General features: G+C 67.7%; 19 protein-coding genes. 9 read left to right on the top strand and 10 right to left on the bottom strand.

The window, feature by feature from the left end; translation table 11 throughout:
* Positions 1–59 precede the first annotated feature (59 nt).
* The gene (locus tag EL337_RS07385) at positions 60–1,016 is read left to right on the top strand and encodes a diacylglycerol/lipid kinase family protein (RefSeq protein WP_048630365.1); all 957 of its coding nucleotides are present in this window, start codon (positions 60–62) and stop codon (positions 1,014–1,016) included.
* Between the two features lie 268 nt (positions 1,017–1,284).
* The gene (locus EL337_RS07380) at positions 1,285–1,539 is read left to right on the top strand and encodes a WhiB family transcriptional regulator (RefSeq protein ID WP_048630364.1); all 255 of its coding nucleotides are present in this window, start codon (positions 1,285–1,287) and stop codon (positions 1,537–1,539) included.
* Between the two features lie 113 nt (positions 1,540–1,652).
* Here the strand turns inward: EL337_RS07380 and EL337_RS07375 are convergent, their stop codons facing one another.
* Positions 1,653–3,137: a two-component system sensor histidine kinase PdtaS gene (locus EL337_RS07375; protein ID WP_048630363.1), complete on the bottom strand. Its 1,485-nt coding sequence runs from the start codon at positions 3,135–3,137 to the stop codon at positions 1,653–1,655.
* 38 nt (positions 3,138–3,175) lie between these two features.
* Complete coding sequence (locus EL337_RS07370) at positions 3,176–3,391, bottom strand: biotin/lipoyl-binding carrier protein (RefSeq protein ID WP_006245864.1); 216 nt, start codon at positions 3,389–3,391, stop codon at positions 3,176–3,178.
* 187 nt (positions 3,392–3,578) lie between these two features.
* Between EL337_RS07370 and EL337_RS29265 the strand changes: the two genes are divergently transcribed.
* The gene (locus tag EL337_RS29265) at positions 3,579–3,674 is read left to right on the top strand and encodes a 50S ribosomal protein bL37 (protein WP_006245863.1); all 96 of its coding nucleotides are present in this window, start codon (positions 3,579–3,581) and stop codon (positions 3,672–3,674) included.
* 70 nt (positions 3,675–3,744) lie between these two features.
* Here EL337_RS29265 and rsrA read toward each other — a convergent pair whose 3' ends face one another.
* Together rsrA and EL337_RS07355 are read right to left on the bottom strand one after the other, a co-directional pair.
* A complete protein-coding gene (gene rsrA, locus EL337_RS07360; RefSeq protein WP_048630362.1) occupies positions 3,745–4,065 on the bottom strand; it encodes a mycothiol system anti-sigma-R factor in 321 nt (106 codons plus the stop codon).
* Positions 4,062–4,820 (bottom strand): sigma-70 family RNA polymerase sigma factor, encoded by a 759-nt coding sequence (locus EL337_RS07355; RefSeq protein ID WP_048630361.1) that lies wholly within the window; start codon positions 4,818–4,820, stop codon positions 4,062–4,064. Before EL337_RS07355 ends, rsrA begins: the two co-directional genes overlap by 4 nt.
* A 169-nt stretch (positions 4,821–4,989) precedes the next feature.
* On the opposite strand from EL337_RS07355, the gene EL337_RS07350 reads away from it, so the two are divergent.
* Together EL337_RS07350 and EL337_RS07345 are read left to right on the top strand one after the other, a co-directional pair.
* Positions 4,990–5,481 (top strand): aminoacyl-tRNA deacylase, encoded by a 492-nt coding sequence (locus EL337_RS07350; RefSeq protein ID WP_048630360.1) that lies wholly within the window; start codon positions 4,990–4,992, stop codon positions 5,479–5,481.
* A 9-nt stretch (positions 5,482–5,490) separates the two neighbouring features.
* On the top strand, positions 5,491–6,336 hold the full coding sequence (locus tag EL337_RS07345; protein ID WP_048630359.1) for an SDR family oxidoreductase: 846 nt from the start codon (positions 5,491–5,493) through the stop codon (positions 6,334–6,336).
* Here the strand turns inward: EL337_RS07345 and EL337_RS07340 are convergent.
* Both EL337_RS07340 and EL337_RS07335 read right to left on the bottom strand, forming a co-directional pair.
* Entirely contained in the window at positions 6,333–7,883 is a 1,551-nt protein-coding gene (locus tag EL337_RS07340; RefSeq protein WP_048630358.1) for an aldehyde dehydrogenase family protein, read from the bottom strand. The two genes, EL337_RS07345 and EL337_RS07340, sit on opposite strands and share 4 nt — an antisense overlap.
* Positions 7,884–7,928: 45 nt before the next feature.
* Entirely contained in the window at positions 7,929–8,672 is a 744-nt protein-coding gene (locus EL337_RS07335; protein WP_370737113.1) for a YqjF family protein, read from the bottom strand.
* A gap of 25 nt (positions 8,673–8,697) precedes the next feature.
* On the opposite strand from EL337_RS07335, the gene EL337_RS07330 reads away from it, so the two are divergent.
* On the top strand, positions 8,698–9,477 hold the full coding sequence (locus EL337_RS07330) for a class I SAM-dependent methyltransferase (RefSeq protein ID WP_048630357.1): 780 nt from the start codon (positions 8,698–8,700) through the stop codon (positions 9,475–9,477).
* Between the two features lie 4 nt (positions 9,478–9,481).
* On the opposite strand, the gene EL337_RS07325 is transcribed toward EL337_RS07330, so the two are convergent.
* Together EL337_RS07325 and EL337_RS07320 are read right to left on the bottom strand one after the other, a co-directional pair.
* On the bottom strand, positions 9,482–10,990 hold the full coding sequence (locus EL337_RS07325) for a DUF7782 domain-containing protein (RefSeq protein WP_048630356.1): 1,509 nt from the start codon (positions 10,988–10,990) through the stop codon (positions 9,482–9,484).
* A complete protein-coding gene (locus EL337_RS07320; RefSeq protein WP_197724196.1) occupies positions 10,987–11,748 on the bottom strand; it encodes an SOS response-associated peptidase in 762 nt (253 codons plus the stop codon). The genes EL337_RS07325 and EL337_RS07320 overlap by 4 nt, the downstream gene beginning before the upstream one ends.
* 68 nt (positions 11,749–11,816) lie before the next feature.
* Here EL337_RS07320 and aroA point away from each other — a divergent pair, with 68 nt between their 5' ends.
* From aroA to EL337_RS07305, 3 genes are all read left to right on the top strand, one after another.
* Entirely contained in the window at positions 11,817–13,139 is a 1,323-nt protein-coding gene (aroA, locus tag EL337_RS07315; protein WP_048630354.1) for a 3-phosphoshikimate 1-carboxyvinyltransferase, read from the top strand.
* On the top strand, positions 13,136–14,116 hold the full coding sequence (gene rsgA, locus EL337_RS07310) for a ribosome small subunit-dependent GTPase A (protein WP_048630353.1): 981 nt from the start codon (positions 13,136–13,138) through the stop codon (positions 14,114–14,116). The genes aroA and rsgA overlap by 4 nt, the downstream gene beginning before the upstream one ends.
* 80 nt (positions 14,117–14,196) lie before the next feature.
* On the top strand, positions 14,197–15,045 hold the full coding sequence (locus tag EL337_RS07305; RefSeq protein WP_048630352.1) for an aldo/keto reductase: 849 nt from the start codon (positions 14,197–14,199) through the stop codon (positions 15,043–15,045).
* Positions 15,046–15,121: 76 nt separating this feature from the next.
* On the opposite strand, the gene EL337_RS07300 is transcribed toward EL337_RS07305, so the two are convergent.
* Positions 15,122–16,387 carry a fatty acid desaturase family protein gene (locus EL337_RS07300; RefSeq protein ID WP_048630351.1) on the bottom strand — a complete coding sequence of 422 codons (1,266 nt, stop codon included), beginning with the start codon at positions 16,385–16,387 and terminating at the stop codon, positions 15,122–15,124.
* Between the two features lie 71 nt (positions 16,388–16,458).
* Entirely contained in the window at positions 16,459–17,613 is a 1,155-nt protein-coding gene (locus EL337_RS07295; protein WP_048630350.1) for a ferredoxin reductase, read from the bottom strand.
* Between the last annotated feature and the right edge of the window lie 38 nt (positions 17,614–17,651).

Raw genomic sequence — 17,651 nt, 5'->3', positions numbered from 1 at the left:
GATGGGGCATGACCTGCGCGATGTCTCGGGTGCCGGCCGGCCCGTTAGGCTCAGGCCCCGTGCGCGCCGTGCTGATCGTTAATCCGAATGCGACCTCGACGACGCCCGCGGGGCGTGATCTGCTGGCGCATGCGCTGGAGAGCCGAGTCCGCCTGACCGTCGTCCACACCGATCATCGCGGACACGCCATCGAGATCGCCCAGCAGGCGACGCGTGACGGGGTCGACGTGCTGATCGTGCACGGCGGCGACGGCACGGTGAACGAGGTGGTCAACGGGATTCTCGGCGAGGGCGGCCCCGGCCATCGCGGACCCGCGGTCGGCGTGGTGCCCGGCGGGTCGGCCAATGTCTTCGCCCGCGCGCTGGGGATCAGCCCCGACCCGACCGAAGCCACGAACCAGCTGGTCGACCTGCTCGGCGACTTTCGCCGCGGCGGTACCTGGCGCCGCATCGGCCTGATGGACTGCGGCGAGCGCTGGGGCGTGTTCACCGCGGGCATGGGCGTCGACGGGGACGTGGTCGCCGCGGTGGAGGCGCAGCGCGAGAAGGGCCGCAAGGTCACGGCGTCGCGCTACATCCGGGTGGCGGTCCGGGAGGTGCTGGCGAGCGCACGCAGGGAGCCCCGGCTGACACTGCACATGCCAGGCCGGGAGCCCATCCCGGGCGTCCACTTCGCCTTCGTCTCCAACTCCAGCCCGTGGACGTATGCCAACTCACGTCCTGTGTGGACCAACCCGGGCACGACATTCGAGACCGGCCTCGGAGTTTTCGCGACCACCAGCATGAACATCTGGGCCAATCTGCGGCTGGTGCGGCAGATGAACTCGCGCAAGCCGCGTCTGGACGCGAAGCATCTGATCCGCGACGACGACCTGGCATGGCTCAAAGTGACCAGCGACACCCCGGTGGCGTGCCAGATCGACGGAGATTACGTCGGGATGCGCGAAATGATGCAGTTCACTGCCGTTGCCGACGCTCTGGCTGTCGTCGCGCCACTGCCGAAAATGGGGAAATAGGGCCTTTGATCTGCGCAAACCCGGGTTCACACGGGGTTCCCAGCGGGGAATTCGGGCGCAGGTGGATTGAGTGTAGTACAACGGAGTAAGGGCCTCGGTAACGGTCCTGGGCAGTGACATTGACCACGTGTTAACGGACTTCTATTGACATCTGTTCAGCCTGTGAAAGCATCTTATGCAACAGCGCAGAAACATTTGGAGCGCTTGCGTTAACAGCCGAAGTTAAGCTCGTGCGCCCTGCTGCGCGCACATGAAAAGGAGTTACACCATGGATTGGCGCCACAAGGCGGTCTGTCGCGACGAAGATCCGGAACTGTTCTTCCCGGTGGGAAACAGCGGCCCGGCTCTCGCGCAGATTGCCGACGCGAAGCTCGTCTGCAACCGCTGCCCGGTGACTGCAGATTGCCTGAGCTGGGCGTTGGAGTCCGGCCAGGATGCCGGCGTCTGGGGTGGCATGAGCGAGGACGAGCGCCGCGCACTCAAGCGTCGTAACGCTCGGACGAAGGCCCGCTCGGGAGTCTGAGACTCACACGATTCACGCAGGAAACGGCCCCGATGAAAGTCGGGGCCGTTTTCTTTGTCTTCTTTGTCGCATAAATTCGGCACAATTCGCCATTTTTCGGTAACCGTCAATTCTTAGCTGACGCGTACCCGCCGACCGATCGGCACGCGCAGGATCACATCGGTACCGCCCGATTCTGCGTTGTGCATCCCCAGCGAACCGTCGAGCTCGGCCGAGACCAACGTCCGAACGATCTGCAGGCCGAGCCGGTCCGACTTCTCCAGGCTGAATCCGTCCGGCAGCCCGCGTCCGTCGTCGTGGACCACCACGTCGAGCCAGCGGGCGGAACGTTGGGCGCGGATGGTCACGCAACCCTGCGGGGCGGTGGTGTCGAAGGCGTGCTCGATGGCGTTCTGCACCAGCTCGGTGACCACCATGATCAGCGCTGTCGCGCGGTCGGCGTCGAGCACCCCGAGATCGCCGTGCCGGTTGATCCGGATCGGTGAGTCCACGGTGGCCACGTCGTTCATGATCGGCAGGATGCGGTCGATGACCTCGTCGAGGTTGACCTCTTCGTCCACCGACATCGACAGCGCATCGTGCACCAGCGCGATCGAGGACACCCGTCGCACCGATTCCATCAGCGCCTCGCGACCCTCGGGATTGTTGGTCCGGCGCGCCTGCAGACGTAGCAGCGCCGCCACGGTCTGCAGGTTGTTCTTCACGCGGTGGTGGATCTCGCGGATGGTCGCGTCCTTGGACAACAGCGCGCGATCCCGGCGCTTCACCTCGGTGACATCGCGGATCAGCACGGCGGCGCCGACGGCCACTCCGTGCACCCCCAGGGGCAACGTGCGCAGCAGAACCGTGGCGCCGCCGGCGTCCACCTCCATCCGCATGCTGGAGCCGCCTGCGAGCGAATCACGGATGTGGTTGGCGAGTTCCTGCGCCTCGAACGGGTCCGAGATCAGCGGACGCGTCACACTGAGCAGATTGTGGCCCTCAAGTTCGGCCGACAATCCCATCCGGTGGTACGCCGAAATCGCGTTGGGGCTGGCGAAGGTGACCACGCCGGACTGGTCCAGCCGGATGAACCCGTCGCCGACGCGTGGACTCGACCGCGACATGGCCAGGTCGCCGACGTTGGGGAACGTGCCCTCGGACAGCATGTTGAGCAGGTCGCCCGCACAGTCGACGTAGGCCGCTTCCAGCGGGCTGGCCTGCCGCGGAGCGAGCGAGGTCTGATGCGTCAGCACCGCGACGACGGCGTTTCCGTGCCGCACCGGCACCGCCTCGACGTTGAGCCCTGGCGAGCCGGGCTCACCCTCGACGGTGGCGCGTCCGATGGTCCCGGAGCAGAACGCGGTCGCGACGATCGGGATGTCTTCGGCTTCGGCGAGTGATCCGACGGCGTCGGCCAGCAGCACCGTCGGCGCGGTGTTGGGCCGTACCTGAGCGACGCAGACCAGCGTCCCGTCGTCGCGCTGCACCCACATCAGGTAGTCGGCGAACGACAGATCTGCGAGCAGCTGCCATTCACCCACGACGGCGTGTAGATGATCGACCGCGGTGCCGGGCAGGACTGTGTGCTCGGCGAGCAGGTCACCGAGGGTGGACATGGCTTACGGCGACGGCAGTGTTGTGGAAGATCAGAGCGTCAGCTGATGACCGCAATGAGGTCGCCGGCCTGGATGACATCACCGACCGACACGCTGACCTTGCTGACGGTCCCGGCGACCTCTGCCAGGACCGGAATCTCCATCTTCATCGATTCGAGCAGCACCAGGGTGTCGCCTTCACCGATCTGATCGCCTTCGTGAACCACGACCTCGAGCACACTGGCCACGATTTCCGCGCGAACATCCTCGGCCATCTTCACCCCACTGACGTCACTACTGCTGGTTAACGCGTCCTATCGAACCACAACGCGGGGTCCCCGGCCCACAGGCTGCGCGGCCCGGGGGAAATTGCCCATCCGGAAGCATGCGAGAATGGACCCAACTCACCCCGTTGATCGGGGCGGTTCTACCCGATACCAGTCGACACAGTGGAGGTACACCATGGCCAAGCGTGGCCGTAAGAAGCGCGACCGCAAGCACTCCAAGGCCAATCACGGCAAGCGACCCAACGCGGGTTCGAAGTCCGTAGGACGCTGATCTTTCGGCTCTACAGAGCCAACCGCCCGGCACTCCAGTGGAGGCCGGGCGGTTTTGTGTTCTGGGTGGGTCAGCCGCGGATGATCGTGGTGCGGCTGATCTGAATACGCAGGCGCTCCCGCAGGCTGTCGGGGGCCCGCTCGCCGCTGCACTTGGTGGCGATCAGATTCTTGATCTTCTCCTCGATGCCGTAGTGCCGAAGGCACGTCGGACATTCCTCGAGGTGTACCCGCAGCTTGTCGCGAGTCTCCACGGTGCACTCGCCGTCGAGCAACGTCCACACTTCTGCGATGACGGCCGCGCACTCCGGATGCTCCGGGTCGATCGGGCCTACCGGTGGGGTCCAGCGCTCGTCGGAACCGGATTCGCCGGTGGCGTCGGTGCCACTCATGAGACGACCTCCTCCGCTGCGTCGACCTTCGCACCCCGGTTGAAGCCGCGCTCACGGGCCACGTCGGCCAACAATTCGCGCAACTGACGTCGGCCGCGGTGCAGCCGCGACATCACAGTGCCAATGGGTGTGTCCATGATCTCGGCGATCTCCTTGTACGGGAAGCCCTCGACGTCGGCGTAGTACACCGCCATCCGGAACTCTTCTGGCAGAGCCTGCAGCGCTTCCTTGATCTCGTTGTCGGGGAGCAGCTCCAGCGCTTCGACCTCGGCCGATCGCAACCCCGTCGAGGTGTGTTCGGCATTGGCCGCCAACTGCCAGTCGGTGATCTCCTCGGTCGGGTACTCGGCCGGCTGGCGCTGCTTCTTGCGGTAGCTGTTGATGTAGGTGTTGGTCAGGATCCGGTAGAGCCACGCCTTGAGGTTGGTGCCCTCGCGGAACGAGCGGAAGCCGGAATAGGCCTTCACCATGGTTTCCTGCAGTAGATCCTCGGCATCGGCGGGATTGCGCGTCATGCGCAGCGCGCCGCCGTAGAGCTGGTCGAGCATCGGAATGGCGTCCCGCTCGAAGCGGGCGGTCAGCTCGGCGTCCGTTTCGGCCGCCCTCGCCTCTGCCTCACGCGTCTCTGCGTCCAGGGTCGCCTCCGCGGCCAACCCACTGGTTTCGGTCATCGTGGGGAACACCGTCCCTTCTGTAGCGGCGCCACCGATCACATCCAGCACCACTACCGGACGTGACGGAGCCTCCATGGCCATCGCTGGCACAATCAATCCCCTCTCGACGATCCTAAAGGCTGACACCGACTACTGGCCCTGACCGGCCCTAGAGCCGACCACAGCTGCTCCCAATAACAGCGGCGACCGGCGTCGTTGTTCCCCGGGAGGCAGACGGCGTGCGAGGCGCCCCCGGGCCTACGCTGAGCCGGTGGCACGTGCAGCAACACCGGCGATCGCTGCCCTGGTGGCCGCGGGGGTGGCGCACGAGGTCGTGCAGTACCGGCACGATCCGCGCAGTGAATCGTTCGGTGAGGAGGCGGTCAACGAACTCGCCTATGCCGGCGATCTGTCGGCCGCGCAGATCTTCAAGACCCTGGTGATCGCGCTGCCCAGGGGCCTCGGTGTCGCGGTGCTGCCGGTGCCGTCGAAGCTGTCTCTCAAGGCTGCTGCCGGCGCCCTCGGCGCCCCGAAAGCCACGATGGCCGATCCCGCCGACGCGCAACGCTCGACGGGGTACGTCCTCGGCGGCATCTCCCCGCTGGGCCAGCGCAGGCCGGTGCCGACCGTCGTCGACGCCTCGGCCCTGCAGTGGGACCGGGTGTTGTGCAGCGCAGGCAAGCGCGGCTGGGACGTCGCGCTGGACCCGGGCGAGCTGATCCGCCTGACCAATGCCGTCACCGCCGATATCTGCGCCACCTAGGCTGGGCCCATGTCGCTCGCGGGAAAAACCATGTTCATCTCCGGTGCCAGCCGCGGTATCGGGCTGGCGATCGCCAAGCGCGCCGCTGCCGACGGTGCCAACATCGCGCTGGTCGCCAAGACCGCGGAACCGCATCCGAAGCTGCCGGGCACGGTCTACACGGCGGCGAAGGAGATCGAGGAGGTCGGCGGTCAAGCGCTGCCGATCGTCGGTGACGTGCGCGACGGTGACTCGGTGGCCGCGGCCGTCGCGAAGGCCGTCGAGCAGTTCGGCGGCATCGACATCTGCGTGAACAACGCCTCGGCCATCAACCTCGGCTCCATCGAAGAAGTGCCGCTCAAGCGGTTCGACCTGATGAACGGCATCCAGGTGCGCGGCACCTACGCGGTGTCGCAGGCCTGCATCCCGCACATGAAGGGCCGGGACAACCCGCACATCCTGACGCTCTCGCCACCGATCCTGCTGGAGTCGAAATGGTTGCGTCCCACCCCGTACATGATGGCGAAGTTCGGGATGACGCTGTGCGCGTTGGGTATTGCCGAGGAGATGCGCGACGCGGGCATCGCGTCGAACACGCTGTGGCCGCGCACCATGGTGGCCACCGCCGCCGTGCAGAACCTCCTCGGCGGCGAGGAGTCGATGGCACGCTCCCGCAAGCCCGAGGTGTATTCCGATGCGGCGTACGCGATTCTGACCAAGCCGTCGAGCTACACCGGTAACACGCTGCTGTGCGAGGACGTGCTGCTGGAGTCCGGGGTCACCGATCTGTCGGTGTACGACTGCGTGCCCGGCTCCGACCTGGGGGTGGACTTCTGGGTGGAGTCCGCCAATCCCCCGGGCTACACCGGCCCCTAGCTCTGGCGCGGCGTGCGGCCGATGCGGCGCCAGCCGCGGCCCGCGGCAGCCCTGATCACGCCGGTGAACACCTTGGTCTTCCGGCGCGAGTAGGGATACCAGTTGATCTCGCGCGACTGCGTCGGCAGCCGCGGCGACGTGATCGCCTGGGAGCGGCAATATTTCAGGATTCCGTCAGGACCGCCGTTGCGGGATCCGATCCCTGAGCTCTTCCATCCCGGCATGGGCAACGAGAAGCTGAAGCCGTTGGCGAGTGCATCGTTGATGTTCACCGCACCTGCTTCCAGGCGGCGCGCGACGCGCTCACCGCGTGCGAGGTCGCCCGTCCACACCGACGCCGACAGGCCGTAGACCGAGTCGTTGGCCAACCGGATCGCCTCGTCCTCGTCGGCGACCTTGACCACCGGCAGCGTGGGACCGAACGTCTCCTCGCTGATGCAGGACATCGACTGCTCGACATCGGCGAGGACGGTCGGCTCGAAGAAGGTGCCCACCCCGGTGGGCCGTCCGCCTGTGGTCACCCGGGCCCCCGCGGCGACCGCGGAGTCGACGTGACGTTGCACGATGTCACGCTGCGCGTGAGTGGCCATCGCGCCCACGTCGAATTCGAACTTGTTGCCGTCCTGGCCCTGCCGCAGCCGGGCGACCTCGTCGGTGAGCTTGGCGACGAACTCGTCATACACCGGCGCCTCCACGTAGACACGCTCGACGGAGACACACACCTGGCCGGCGTTGAACATGCCGCCCCAGGCGATTCCGGCCGCAGCCCGCTCGAGGTCGGCGTCGGCGAGCACGATCGCGGGGTCCTTGCCGCCGAGTTCCAGACTGCAGGGGATCAGGCGTTCGGCGCACGCCACGGCAACCTTGCGGCCGGTGGCAGTCGAGCCGGTGAAGTGCACACAATCAGACTCGGCGATCACCGCGGCACCCGTCTCGGCGTAGCCGGTGGTCAGCGAAAGCACGCGCGGCGCACCGATTTCGGACCATCCGCGGGCGAACTCCACGGCGCTCAACGGCGTCACCTCCGACGGCTTGAGCAGGACCGCCGCGCCGGCTGCGAGCGGCGCGACGCCGTCGAGGGCGACGTTGAGCAGCGGGAAGTTCCACGGGATGATGAGGCCGACCACCGGGTACGGCCGGTAGACGGTGGTCAGGCGCTTCACCTTGCCCAGCGGGCTGTGTGCCGACGGGTGCTGGTCGGCCAGGAAGCGTGCCGCATTGCCCGCCCAGTACTTGAGCAGGTCTGCGCACAGCGGGGCTTCCATGGCGGCTTCGGTTCTCGGCTTGCCGGTTTCGGACTGCAGCACGTCCGTCAGGTGTTCGGCATTGTCGAGGATCCAGTCCTGCATGGTCAGCAGCCAGGCCTTGCGCCCCTCGGCGCCGAGGGCCTCCCATTGCGGCTGGGCGTCGCGCAGGGCCCTCGCCTTCGCGGCGACGGTGTCCGGGTCGTCGACGGGGACGGTGCCGGCGACGGAGCCGTCGGCGGGGTTGCGCACGGTGATCGTGGTAAGGGTAGGCACCGGAGAGGACGCCCGCAGGTCGGTCATCACCGAAGTATCGACCCAGCCGGCCGTCGCGGGCAGGGTGTTGGACTATCTGGTCTTCGTCACTCGGGTGGGACGCCCGAACCGGGTGCGAACCCCGGGCGAGAACAGCCCGCGCAGGCGTGGTCCAGCCACCTCGATGCCTGCGGCGGCGACCAGTTCGTCGTCGAGTTCGTCCACCTGCGCCTCGTGCAGCGGCCACGTCACGTGTTCGTTCGGCAGCCACCACGTATGTCCGGCCTTGCGAGTGTGCGCACCCCACCGCGCGGTCAGCCACACCTCGGCATCGGTCGGTTCGACGCGATCCCCGACCGTCACGGTCACGCGGCTGCGCAGGCCCCTCCGCGGCCAGCGTCGGGCACTGACATAGGTACGGGTGTCGCCCGAGCGCGAGACGCGCATCGCGGCCCACGTGTACGGCACCCCCAGTCCGATGCGGGTCACCGGCACGACGGCCAGCCGCGCAGTCTCCAGCGAACAGAACAGCACTCCGTGCCTGCCGGCGTCGTCGACCGAGTAGAGCCGGACGTTGGTCTCGGCGAAGGACCCGAAGTACGGAAGCGGCAGCGCGGGGCCGATCTTCGTGTGCGCCATGACGAACGGCACCAGGCCGACGTAGGTGCGACCCTCGAAGACGTCCGGCCGGGTCCCCGGCGGGTAGAGGTGCGCGACGGCAGCGGGGTCCACCGGCCAGTGCAGGAACGTCAGGTCGGACCAGAACTGATCGAACAGCACCGGATGCGGCAGCGGCGGGGCGTCCACCGCGAAGCCGGCACCGAGCTCACCGTTCACACTGTCATCGTGGCACGCTGAGGTCATGGCTTCGTCGACTATCTGGTCATCCGGGCGTTACGACGCCGTCGGCGACCGGATCGCCCCCATCGCCGGCCGGGTGGTGGACGCCGCCGACCGGCGGCGCCCGCTGAGCGGTGCCGCCATGATCGATCTGGCCTGCGGCACCGGTAGCGCTGCCTTGGCGGCCACCGGTCGCGGCGCGCGGGTGACGGGGCTGGACATCACCCCGGAGTTGGTGGACATCGCCGCGGGACGGTCCGGTGCCGACGCGGTCGACTGGCGCACCGGGGACGCGGCCGACACCGGGCTGCCCGCGGCTTCGTTCGACGTCGCGGTGTCGAACATGGGCATCATCTTCGTCGACCCCGACCGGCAGGTCACCGAGATCACCCGGCTACTCAAACCTGGTGGCGTCCTTGCCTTCTCAGCCTGGACCCGTAGCGCTGCCAACCCGTTCTTCGATCCGGTGGTCACCGTGCTCGGACCGCCGGCACCGGCCGCCTTCTCCCCCGATCAGTGGGGTGACAGCGCGATCCTCTCCGAGCGACTGGCCCCGGGCTTCGACGACATCGACATCGCGAGCGATCTCCTGCGCTGGGAGTTCGAGTCCATGGCCGCCGCACTGCATTTCCTGCGCGGCGAGTCGCCCATGCACGTCGCGACGTTCCAGCGGGCCGATCCCGAGCAGCGGGAGCGGCTGGCGGCGGAGTTCGAGAAGGCGCTGCGGCCGCACGAGGACGGGTCTGGCCGGGTGGCGTTCACCGCCCCCTACGTCGTGGTCTGCGCCACGCTGCGGACCTGACCGGTCAGTCGGCCTGGTAGAGGATTCCCCGGCCGATCGCTTCACGGACCACGGGCATCGCCGCCGCCGCCAGCGCGTCGGCGTCGACGCCGTGATGGGCGGCCAGGAGGTCGATGAGCGCGCCGAGAGGGACCTCGCCACGGCACCCGGCCAACAGCGCCCGGGACACCTCATCCACGCCGATGACCGCGCCCGGCCCTCCCGGCCTGCGCACGGCGGCGCCGACGACCTCCCATCCCGTGGCACCCGGCAGGGAGTGCTCTTCGAGGAACACCGGTGCCGTCGACAAGCGGGTGCCGAGCAGCCCGTCGTCGCTGGTGTCGTGCAAGTACGCGCGACGCTTGAAGAACGCGTCCACCTCGGGCCCGGTGAGCGCCTCGTCGGCGCCGGTGATCTCTTCGAGGATCTGTTCGGGCGGGCGGCTTTCGCCGCGCCGCGGGGCGCGCAGCGTGATCATGCCCATGCCGACACCGGCGATCCCCTCCGCATCGAACCAGTCCAGCCACTGCCCACCGCGGCGGGCGGCCTCCTCTGGTGGCTCACCCGCATCGGAGGTCCACAGCGACACGTAGCTGATCGGATCGGCGAATTCACGCTGGACCACCCACGCGTGCAGACCGGAGCCGCGGAGCCAACCATGGACACGGTCGCGCCAATCCTCGCCGCGCACAATCCAATTGGCCATGATCTGGGCCGTACCGCCAGGCTCGAGGTGGTCGGCCGCCTGCTCGATCAGGTTCTGGCACAGCGCATCCCCGGCCATCCCGGAGTCGCGGTAGATGTAGTCCAGCGCACCGGCACCCACCACGAAGGGCGGGTTCGACACGATCAGGTCGAAGCGCTCACCGGCGACGGGCTCGAACATGCTGCCGCAGCGTAGATCCCAGGACATATTGTTGAGGCGCGCAGTGGCAGCGGCCAGCGCGAGCGCGCGGGGGTTCGTGTCGGTGGCCACGATCGACTCGCAGTGCGCGTTCAGGTGCAGCGCCTGGATCCCGCAGCCGGTGCCGAGGTCGAGGGCCCGCCCGACCGGTGTCCGGACGACCGCGGCCGCCAACGAGACCGACGCGCCACCGATGCCGAGGACGTGGTCGTGGCGCACAGGTCCGGCGCGCAGCGCGGCGTCCTGGTCGGACACGACGAGGAAGTCGCTGGCACCGTCGCTGTGCGGCCGGATGTCCAGTGCGGCCCGCACCGCGCCGTTCGGGCCGGGTTCGACGACGCCGTTGTCGGTCAGCGCGTCGATTCCGGCAGTGGGCAGTGCCGACTCCACGCGCTCGCGGGGTTCGTCGGCGCCGAGCAGGAACAGCCGCACCAGCACTGCGAGCCGCTGCTGCGCGGGCTCGGCCCGGTCGGTGGCGCGCAGTGCCGACCACCACAATCCCCTGCTGAACGCGGCGCCGGCGTCGGCACCGAGCAGTTCGCCCACCCCGTCGGTGGTGTAGCCGGCAGACCGCAGATCGGCGGCGAGGGCGTCGACGACGGACGCGGACTGCAGCGGAACATCCGTCAAAGCAGCGTGCCTTGTTCGGCCTGCGGCTCGACGGGCTCGATGAGCTCGGGCCCGTTGTTCTTGACGCTGTTGACCAACCGTGACACCTCACGGATCTCGATGCGGTCCAGGTCGCCGTGGCCGCGCAACAGTCCTTCGTCCATGGGCGCGTCGGGGTCCAGCCAGTGGTCCCAGTCGCGTTCGCTGATGGTCAGCGGCATCCGGTCGTGGATGTCGGCCAGCGGACCCGCCGAGTCGGTGGTGATGATCGTGCAGCTGAGCAAGGGCATGGACGACCGAGCGTCGTCGTCCTTGGTTTTAGGCCGCCACGTCGACCACAGCCCCGCCATGAACAGCGGCTCCCCGTCCCCGGCGAACATGTAGAACGGCGTCTTCGCACCCTTCTGTCCCTGCCACTCGTACCAGCCGTCCATCGGCACCAGGCAACGCTTGGCCTTGGCGGAACTGCGGAACGCGGGCGATGAGGTGACCTTCTCCGAGCGGGCGTTGATGAGCAAGGGACCTGAGGTGTCCGGCCCGCCCCCCTCGGTGGTCTTCGCCCACGGCGGGACCAGCCCCCACCGCATCAGCCGGACCCTCCTCGTGGACTCGTCGTCGGGTTCGGTGTGCCGTTTCACCACCGTGGCCACCGTTGTCGTCGGCGCCACGTTGTAGTTGGCCGACGGCACGTTCTTCTCCTCCGACGTTGCCTCGTCGATCGCCTTGATCTTCTCGGCGAGGAGCGCCGGATCGGTCGTCACTGCGAATCGCCCGCACATGTGCTCCATCGTGGCAGAAACTCCCGACAGGCCACATTCGTCGCCGCAACCGGGACAGGGGACAATAGGTGGTTGTGAGCACCTGGCCGGCCCCGTCGACCGCAACCCCAGTCCACGCCACCGTCACGGTGCCCGGGTCGAAGTCACAGACCAACCGGGCACTGGTTCTCGCCGCGCTGGCGGTGTCGCAGGGCACCTCAGTAGTCAGCGGCGCGCTGCGCAGCCGCGACACAGACCTGATGATCGCCGCGCTGCAGACGCTGGGTGTCAGCGTCGAGACGGCAGGCGGCGACGAGACCGAGCTGACGGTCAGCGGCACGCTTGCCCCCAAGGCGGACGCCCGCATCGACTGCGGCCTGGCCGGCACGGTGCTGCGGTTCCTGCCGCCGGTCGCGGCGTTGAGCACCGAAACCGTCACATTCGACGGCGACGAGCAGGCCCGCGCGCGGCCGATCGCCCCGCTGCTCGATGGGTTGCGCGGCCTGGGCGTGCACATCGACGGTGACAGCCTGCCGTTCACGGTGCGTGGCGAGGGCAAGGTCGCGGGCGGCACCGTCGAGATCGATGCGTCCGGCTCGTCGCAGTTCGTGTCGGGTCTGCTGCTGTCCGGCGCCACGTTCACCGACGGACTGACCGTGGTGCACACCGGCGCTGACGGCGCAGCGGTGCCATCCCTACCCCATGTGGCGATGACGGTGTCGATGCTGCGCGACGCCGGCGTGGACGTCGACGACACGGCGGCTGACCGCTGGCGCGTGGCACCCGGCCCCATCGCGGCGCGGCACTGGACCATCGAGCCCGACCTGTCCAACGCGGTGCCGTTCCTCGCCGCAGCAGTGGTCAGCGGCGGCACGGTCCGCATCATGGGTTGGCCGTCTGTGAGCACGCAACCGGCCGAGACCATCCTTTCCATCCTCACCAGCCTGGGATCACAGGTACGCCAAGGTGATACGTATCTCGAAGTGCAGGGCGCGACGAGCTACGACGGTATCGATGTCGATCTGCGCGATGTCGGCGAACTCGCCCCGTCCGTGGCGGCGATGGCCGCGCTGGCCGATCCCGGCTCGGTGTCGCAGTTGCGCGGCATCGCGCATCTGCGCGGCCACGAAACCGATCGGCTGGCCGCCCTGAGCGCGGAGATCAACCGCATCGGCGGGCAGTGCCAGGAGACCGACGACGGCCTCGTCATCACCGCGGGGCAGATGCACGGCGGAACATGGCGGTCCTACGCCGACCACCGGATGGCGACCGCAGGGGCGATCGTCGGCCTGCGGGTGCCCGGCATCGAGGTCGAGGACATCGGCACCACCGCCAAGACGCTGCCCGACTTTCCGCAGATGTGGGCCGACATGCTGGCCGGCCAGACCGACGATCTCCAGGCCGACGCTTGAGCCCACGCGAGTACGACGAGACCGATGTCCGGGTGCGTCCCGGGCGCGGCTCGCGGCCGCGGACCAAGATCCGCCCCGAGCACCTCGACGCTCAGCGGGGCATGGTCGTCACGGTCGACCGCGGCCGGTGGGGCTGCGTGCTGGGCCGCGACCCCGACCGCCCGGTCACCGCGATGCGCGCCCGCGAACTGGGCCGCACCCCGATCGTCGTCGGCGACGACGTCGACATCGTCGGTGACCTGTCCGGCCGGACCGACACCCTGGCACGCATCGTCCGGCGCGGTGAGCGCCGAACGGTGTTGCGCCGCACCGCTGATGACACCGACCCGGCGGAACGCGTCTTCGTCGCCAACGCCGACCAGTTGCTCATCGTCATCGCGCTGGCCGATCCCCCGCCGCGGTCCGGTCTGGTCGAGCGGGCGCTGATCGCGGCATACGCCGGAGGTCTGGTGCCGATCCTGTGCCTGACCAAGACGGACCTGGCCTCGGCGGAGGAGTTCACTGCTCAGTTCAGCGACCTCGACCTGACCATCGTCGTCGCCGGGCGCAACGATCCGCTGGACGAAGTGGAAGCTCTGCTGGCCAACAAGGTCACCGCGATGCTGGGGCACTCCGGGGTGGGGAAATCAACCCTGGTGAATCGCCTTGTCCCCGAGGCGCATCGGCCCACCGGCTCGGTGACCGATGTCGGCAGGGGTAGGCACACCTCCACGCAGTCACTGGCACTGCCGCTGAAGTTCGGTGGCTGGGTGATCGACACGCCCGGTATCCGGTCGTTCGGGCTGGCGCACATCGCGCCCGATGACGTGGTCGCGGCGTTCTCAGACCTCGCAGACGCGATCGAAGACTGTCCCCGGGGATGTGGTCACATGGGCCCTCCCGCGGATCCGGAGTGCGCACTGGACACGCTGTCCGGTGCGGCGCAGAGTCGTGTGCAGGCGGCCCGCCGACTTCTGGGTGCGCTGCGGGAAGCCTGACGACGGCGTCTGACGTTTTGTTCACGGGGTTTGCAGCCAACGCCCGCAGGGCACGCTGTCCGCGATAGAGGAGGAAGAAGTTGACACAAGTACCCGCCATCGAATTGAACGACGGCAGCACCATTCCACAGTTGGGCTTCGGTGTTTTCCAGATCGAACCCGACGAGACCGCCGATGCGGTCAAGACAGCCCTGGACATCGGATACCGCCATATCGACACGGCGGAGATGTATCAGAACGAGAAGGGTGTGGGGCAAGGCGTTCGTGACTCCGGCGTCGACCGCGCGCAGGTGTACGTGACGAGCAAGCTGAACAACGGCTTCCACAAGCCCGATGACGCCCGCCGGGCCTTCGACGACACCCTCACGGCCTTGAACTTCGACTATGTGGATCTTTTCCTGATCCACTGGCCGTTGCCCACGCTCTACGACGGCGACTACGTGTCGACGTGGAAGGTCCTGGAGGAGTTCAAGAAAGACGGCCGCGCCCGCAGCATCGGCGTGTCCAACTTTCAGGTGCCGCACCTGCAGCGGTTGGCCGATGAGACCGGCACGGTGCCTGCGGTGAACCAGATCGAGGTGCATCCGTACTTCAGCAATGACGAGGTGCGCGAGTACGGCCGCCAGCACGGCATCGCGACGGAGGCCTGGTCGCCGATCGCACAGGGCAAGGTGCTCGACGACCCCGTGATCACCCGCATCGCCGAGGCCGCCGGGAAGTCACCGGCACAGGTGGTGCTGCGCTGGCACATCCAGCGTGGCGACATCGTCTTCCCGAAATCGGTGACGCTGCAGCGCATCAAGGACAACTTCGCGCTGTTCGACTTCGAGCTCGGCGACGACGACGTAGCCGCGATCTCCGCCCTCGACAAGGGCGAGGACGGACGCACCGGGCCGAACCCGGACACGTTCGACTACATCCCCGACTGACGCACAGACGCCTGACGCACACTCGCACGGTTCCCGAAGGAACCGTGCGAGTGTGTCTTGTCAGAGTGGAAGCCGGTCAGGCAGCCAGGTCTTCGCGCCGGTCGGCCTTCTTGAGGGCCTTCTGGCTCTGCTTGGCGCGACGACGCGACCGCACCGCGGCGATGGCCGACTTGAGGCCACGCCGTTCGGACGGGTCCAACCCGTCGAACATCCGCTCGCTGCGCGTTTCGGGCGCATCGTCGCGGGTGTCGGTGAGGAAGCGGTCCGGCAGCGACAACTTGGCGATGGTCCGCCACGACTTGCCGTACTGCACAGCGAAATTGCCTGTGGTGTAGGGCAGGTCGTATTTGTCGCAGATCTCCCGGATCCGGAACGAGATCTCGTGATAGCGATTGCTGGGCAGATCCGGAAACAGGTGGTGCTCGATCTGGTAGCACAGGTTGCCGCTCATGAAGCGCAGCAGCGGACCGTTGTCGAAGTTGGCGCTGCCGAGCATCTGACGCAGGTACCACTGGCCCTTGCTCTCACCGACCATGTCGGTCTTGGTGAACTTCTCCGCGCCGTCCGGGAAGTGACCGCAGAAGATCACGGCGTTGGCCCACACGTTGCGGATGACGTTCGCGACCGCGTTGGCCTTCATCGTCGACGTGAACGAGGCGCCCGGGGACAACGCCGTCAGAGCCGGCCACGCCACGTAGTCCTTGGCCACCTGGTGCCCGGCCTTGATGCCGAACTCCTTGACGCGGCCCATCGTGGCCTTGCGGTCGTCGCGGCCCTTGGAGATCTTGCCGAGCTCCAGGTGCTGCAGTCCGACGCCCCACTCGAAGCCGACCGCCAGCAAGGTGTTGAAGAACAGATTGCTGAGGTTGAACGGCTTCCATTTCTGGTCGCGGGTGACGCGGATGACGCCGTAGCCCACGTCGTCGTCCATGCCGAGGATGTTGGTGTACTTGTGGTGCATGAAGTTGTGAGTGAACCGCCAGTGCTTGGACGCGCCGCTCATGTCCCATTCCCACGTCGAGGAATGAATCTCGGGGTCGTTCATCCAGTCCCACTGGCCGTGCATGACGTTGTGGCCGATCTCCATGTTTTCGATGATCTTGGCCACGCCCAGCGTCGCGGTGCCCGCCCACCAGAACTTGCGCTTCGAGCTGCCCGCCAGCAGGAGCCGACCGGCTACCTCCAGCGCGCGCTGCGCGGCAATGGTGCGGCGGATGTAGCGCGCGTCGCGCGCTCCGCGGGAGTCTTCGATGTCCTGGCGGATCGCATCCAGCTCGCGTCCCAGGTTCTCGATGTCCGCTTCGGTCAAATGCGTAAATTCGGGAACGTCAGTGATCGCCATGATTCAGCCTCCTCTCGTCCGTACCTACGCTACCGTAACCTACGACGTCGTAGGTTACTACCCAGTAAAGCTTAAACGTCCAGCACGCAGTCGCCCGACGCTGCCGAGACGCAGGTCTGCACCCTCGTTCCCGGCTCGTGTTCGACGCCGGTCCGAAGGTCGCGCACGTGTCCTTCCACCAAGCCGACCACGCACGACTGACAGATGCCCATCCGGCAGCCGAACGGCATCTGAATGCCCGCCGCCTCGCCCGCGTCCATCAACGGAGTGGCGCCGTCGACCTCGGCCACCTTGCCCGAGCGGGCGAATTTGACTGTGCCGCCGCTGCCGTGCACCGCAGCTCGCGACACGGCGAACCGTTCCAGGTGCAGTCGTTCGCCGAGCTTGGCGGCTGTCCACGTGTGCTCCGCGGCGTCCAGCATCGACTCCGGGCCGCAGGCCCAGGTCTGTCGCTCCCGCCAGTCCGGCACCGTCTCGTCGAGTGAATCGAGGTCCAGCCGGCCCTGAGTCCGGGTGGCCCGCAGCTGCAACCGGTACCCCTCGTGGCGATGCTCCAACTCGGCGAGTTCCGCGGCGAACATCACGTCGGCTTCCGTCGGCGCGGAGTGCACATGGACCACATCGCCGAGTTGCCCGCGCCGGACCAGCGTGCGGAGCATCGACATCACCGGCGTGATACCCGAACCTGCGGTGAGGAACAGCACCTTCGCCGGCGCCGGGTCGGGCATCACGAAGTTTCCTTGCGGCGCAGCCAGTCTGACGATCGTTCCGGGCTCGACGCCGCCGACCAGGTGCGTGGACAGGAACCCCTCCGCCATGGCTTTGACGGTGATGGTGATGGTCCGCGACCCCCTGTTGAGGGACCGGTGCTCGCTGGGAGGACTGGTCAGTGAGTACGACCGCCAGCGCCAGCGCCCCTCGACGAGCAGACCGATGCCGACGTACTGGCCCGCCTGATAGTCGAAGGAGAAGCCCCAGCCGGGCTTGATGACCAGCGTGGCCGAGTCGACGGTCTCGCGCCGCACCTCGAGGACGCGCCCGCGCAGTTCCCGCGCCGACCACAGTGGGTTGGCCAGTTTGAGGTAGTCGTCGGGCAGCAGCGGAGTGGTGATCCGGCCCGCGAGGGTGCGCAGCGCGTGCCAGCCCGGCCGCTCTTTGGCGCCGGCGATGGTCGGCCTGACGGTGTCGGCGACCTTGGCCGTGTTCTTGACGGTGTTCTTGGCCATTGACGGCTCCTGCCCTGGCTTCACCCCTGGAGGGTTAC

This window comes from Mycolicibacterium aurum, assembly GCF_900637195.1.
In the GTDB taxonomy this organism is placed as follows: Bacteria; Actinomycetota; Actinomycetes; order Mycobacteriales; family Mycobacteriaceae; genus Mycobacterium; species Mycobacterium aurum.
Note: the sequence above shows the minus strand (reverse complement) of the source record. Positions and strands in the feature narration are given on the sequence as shown.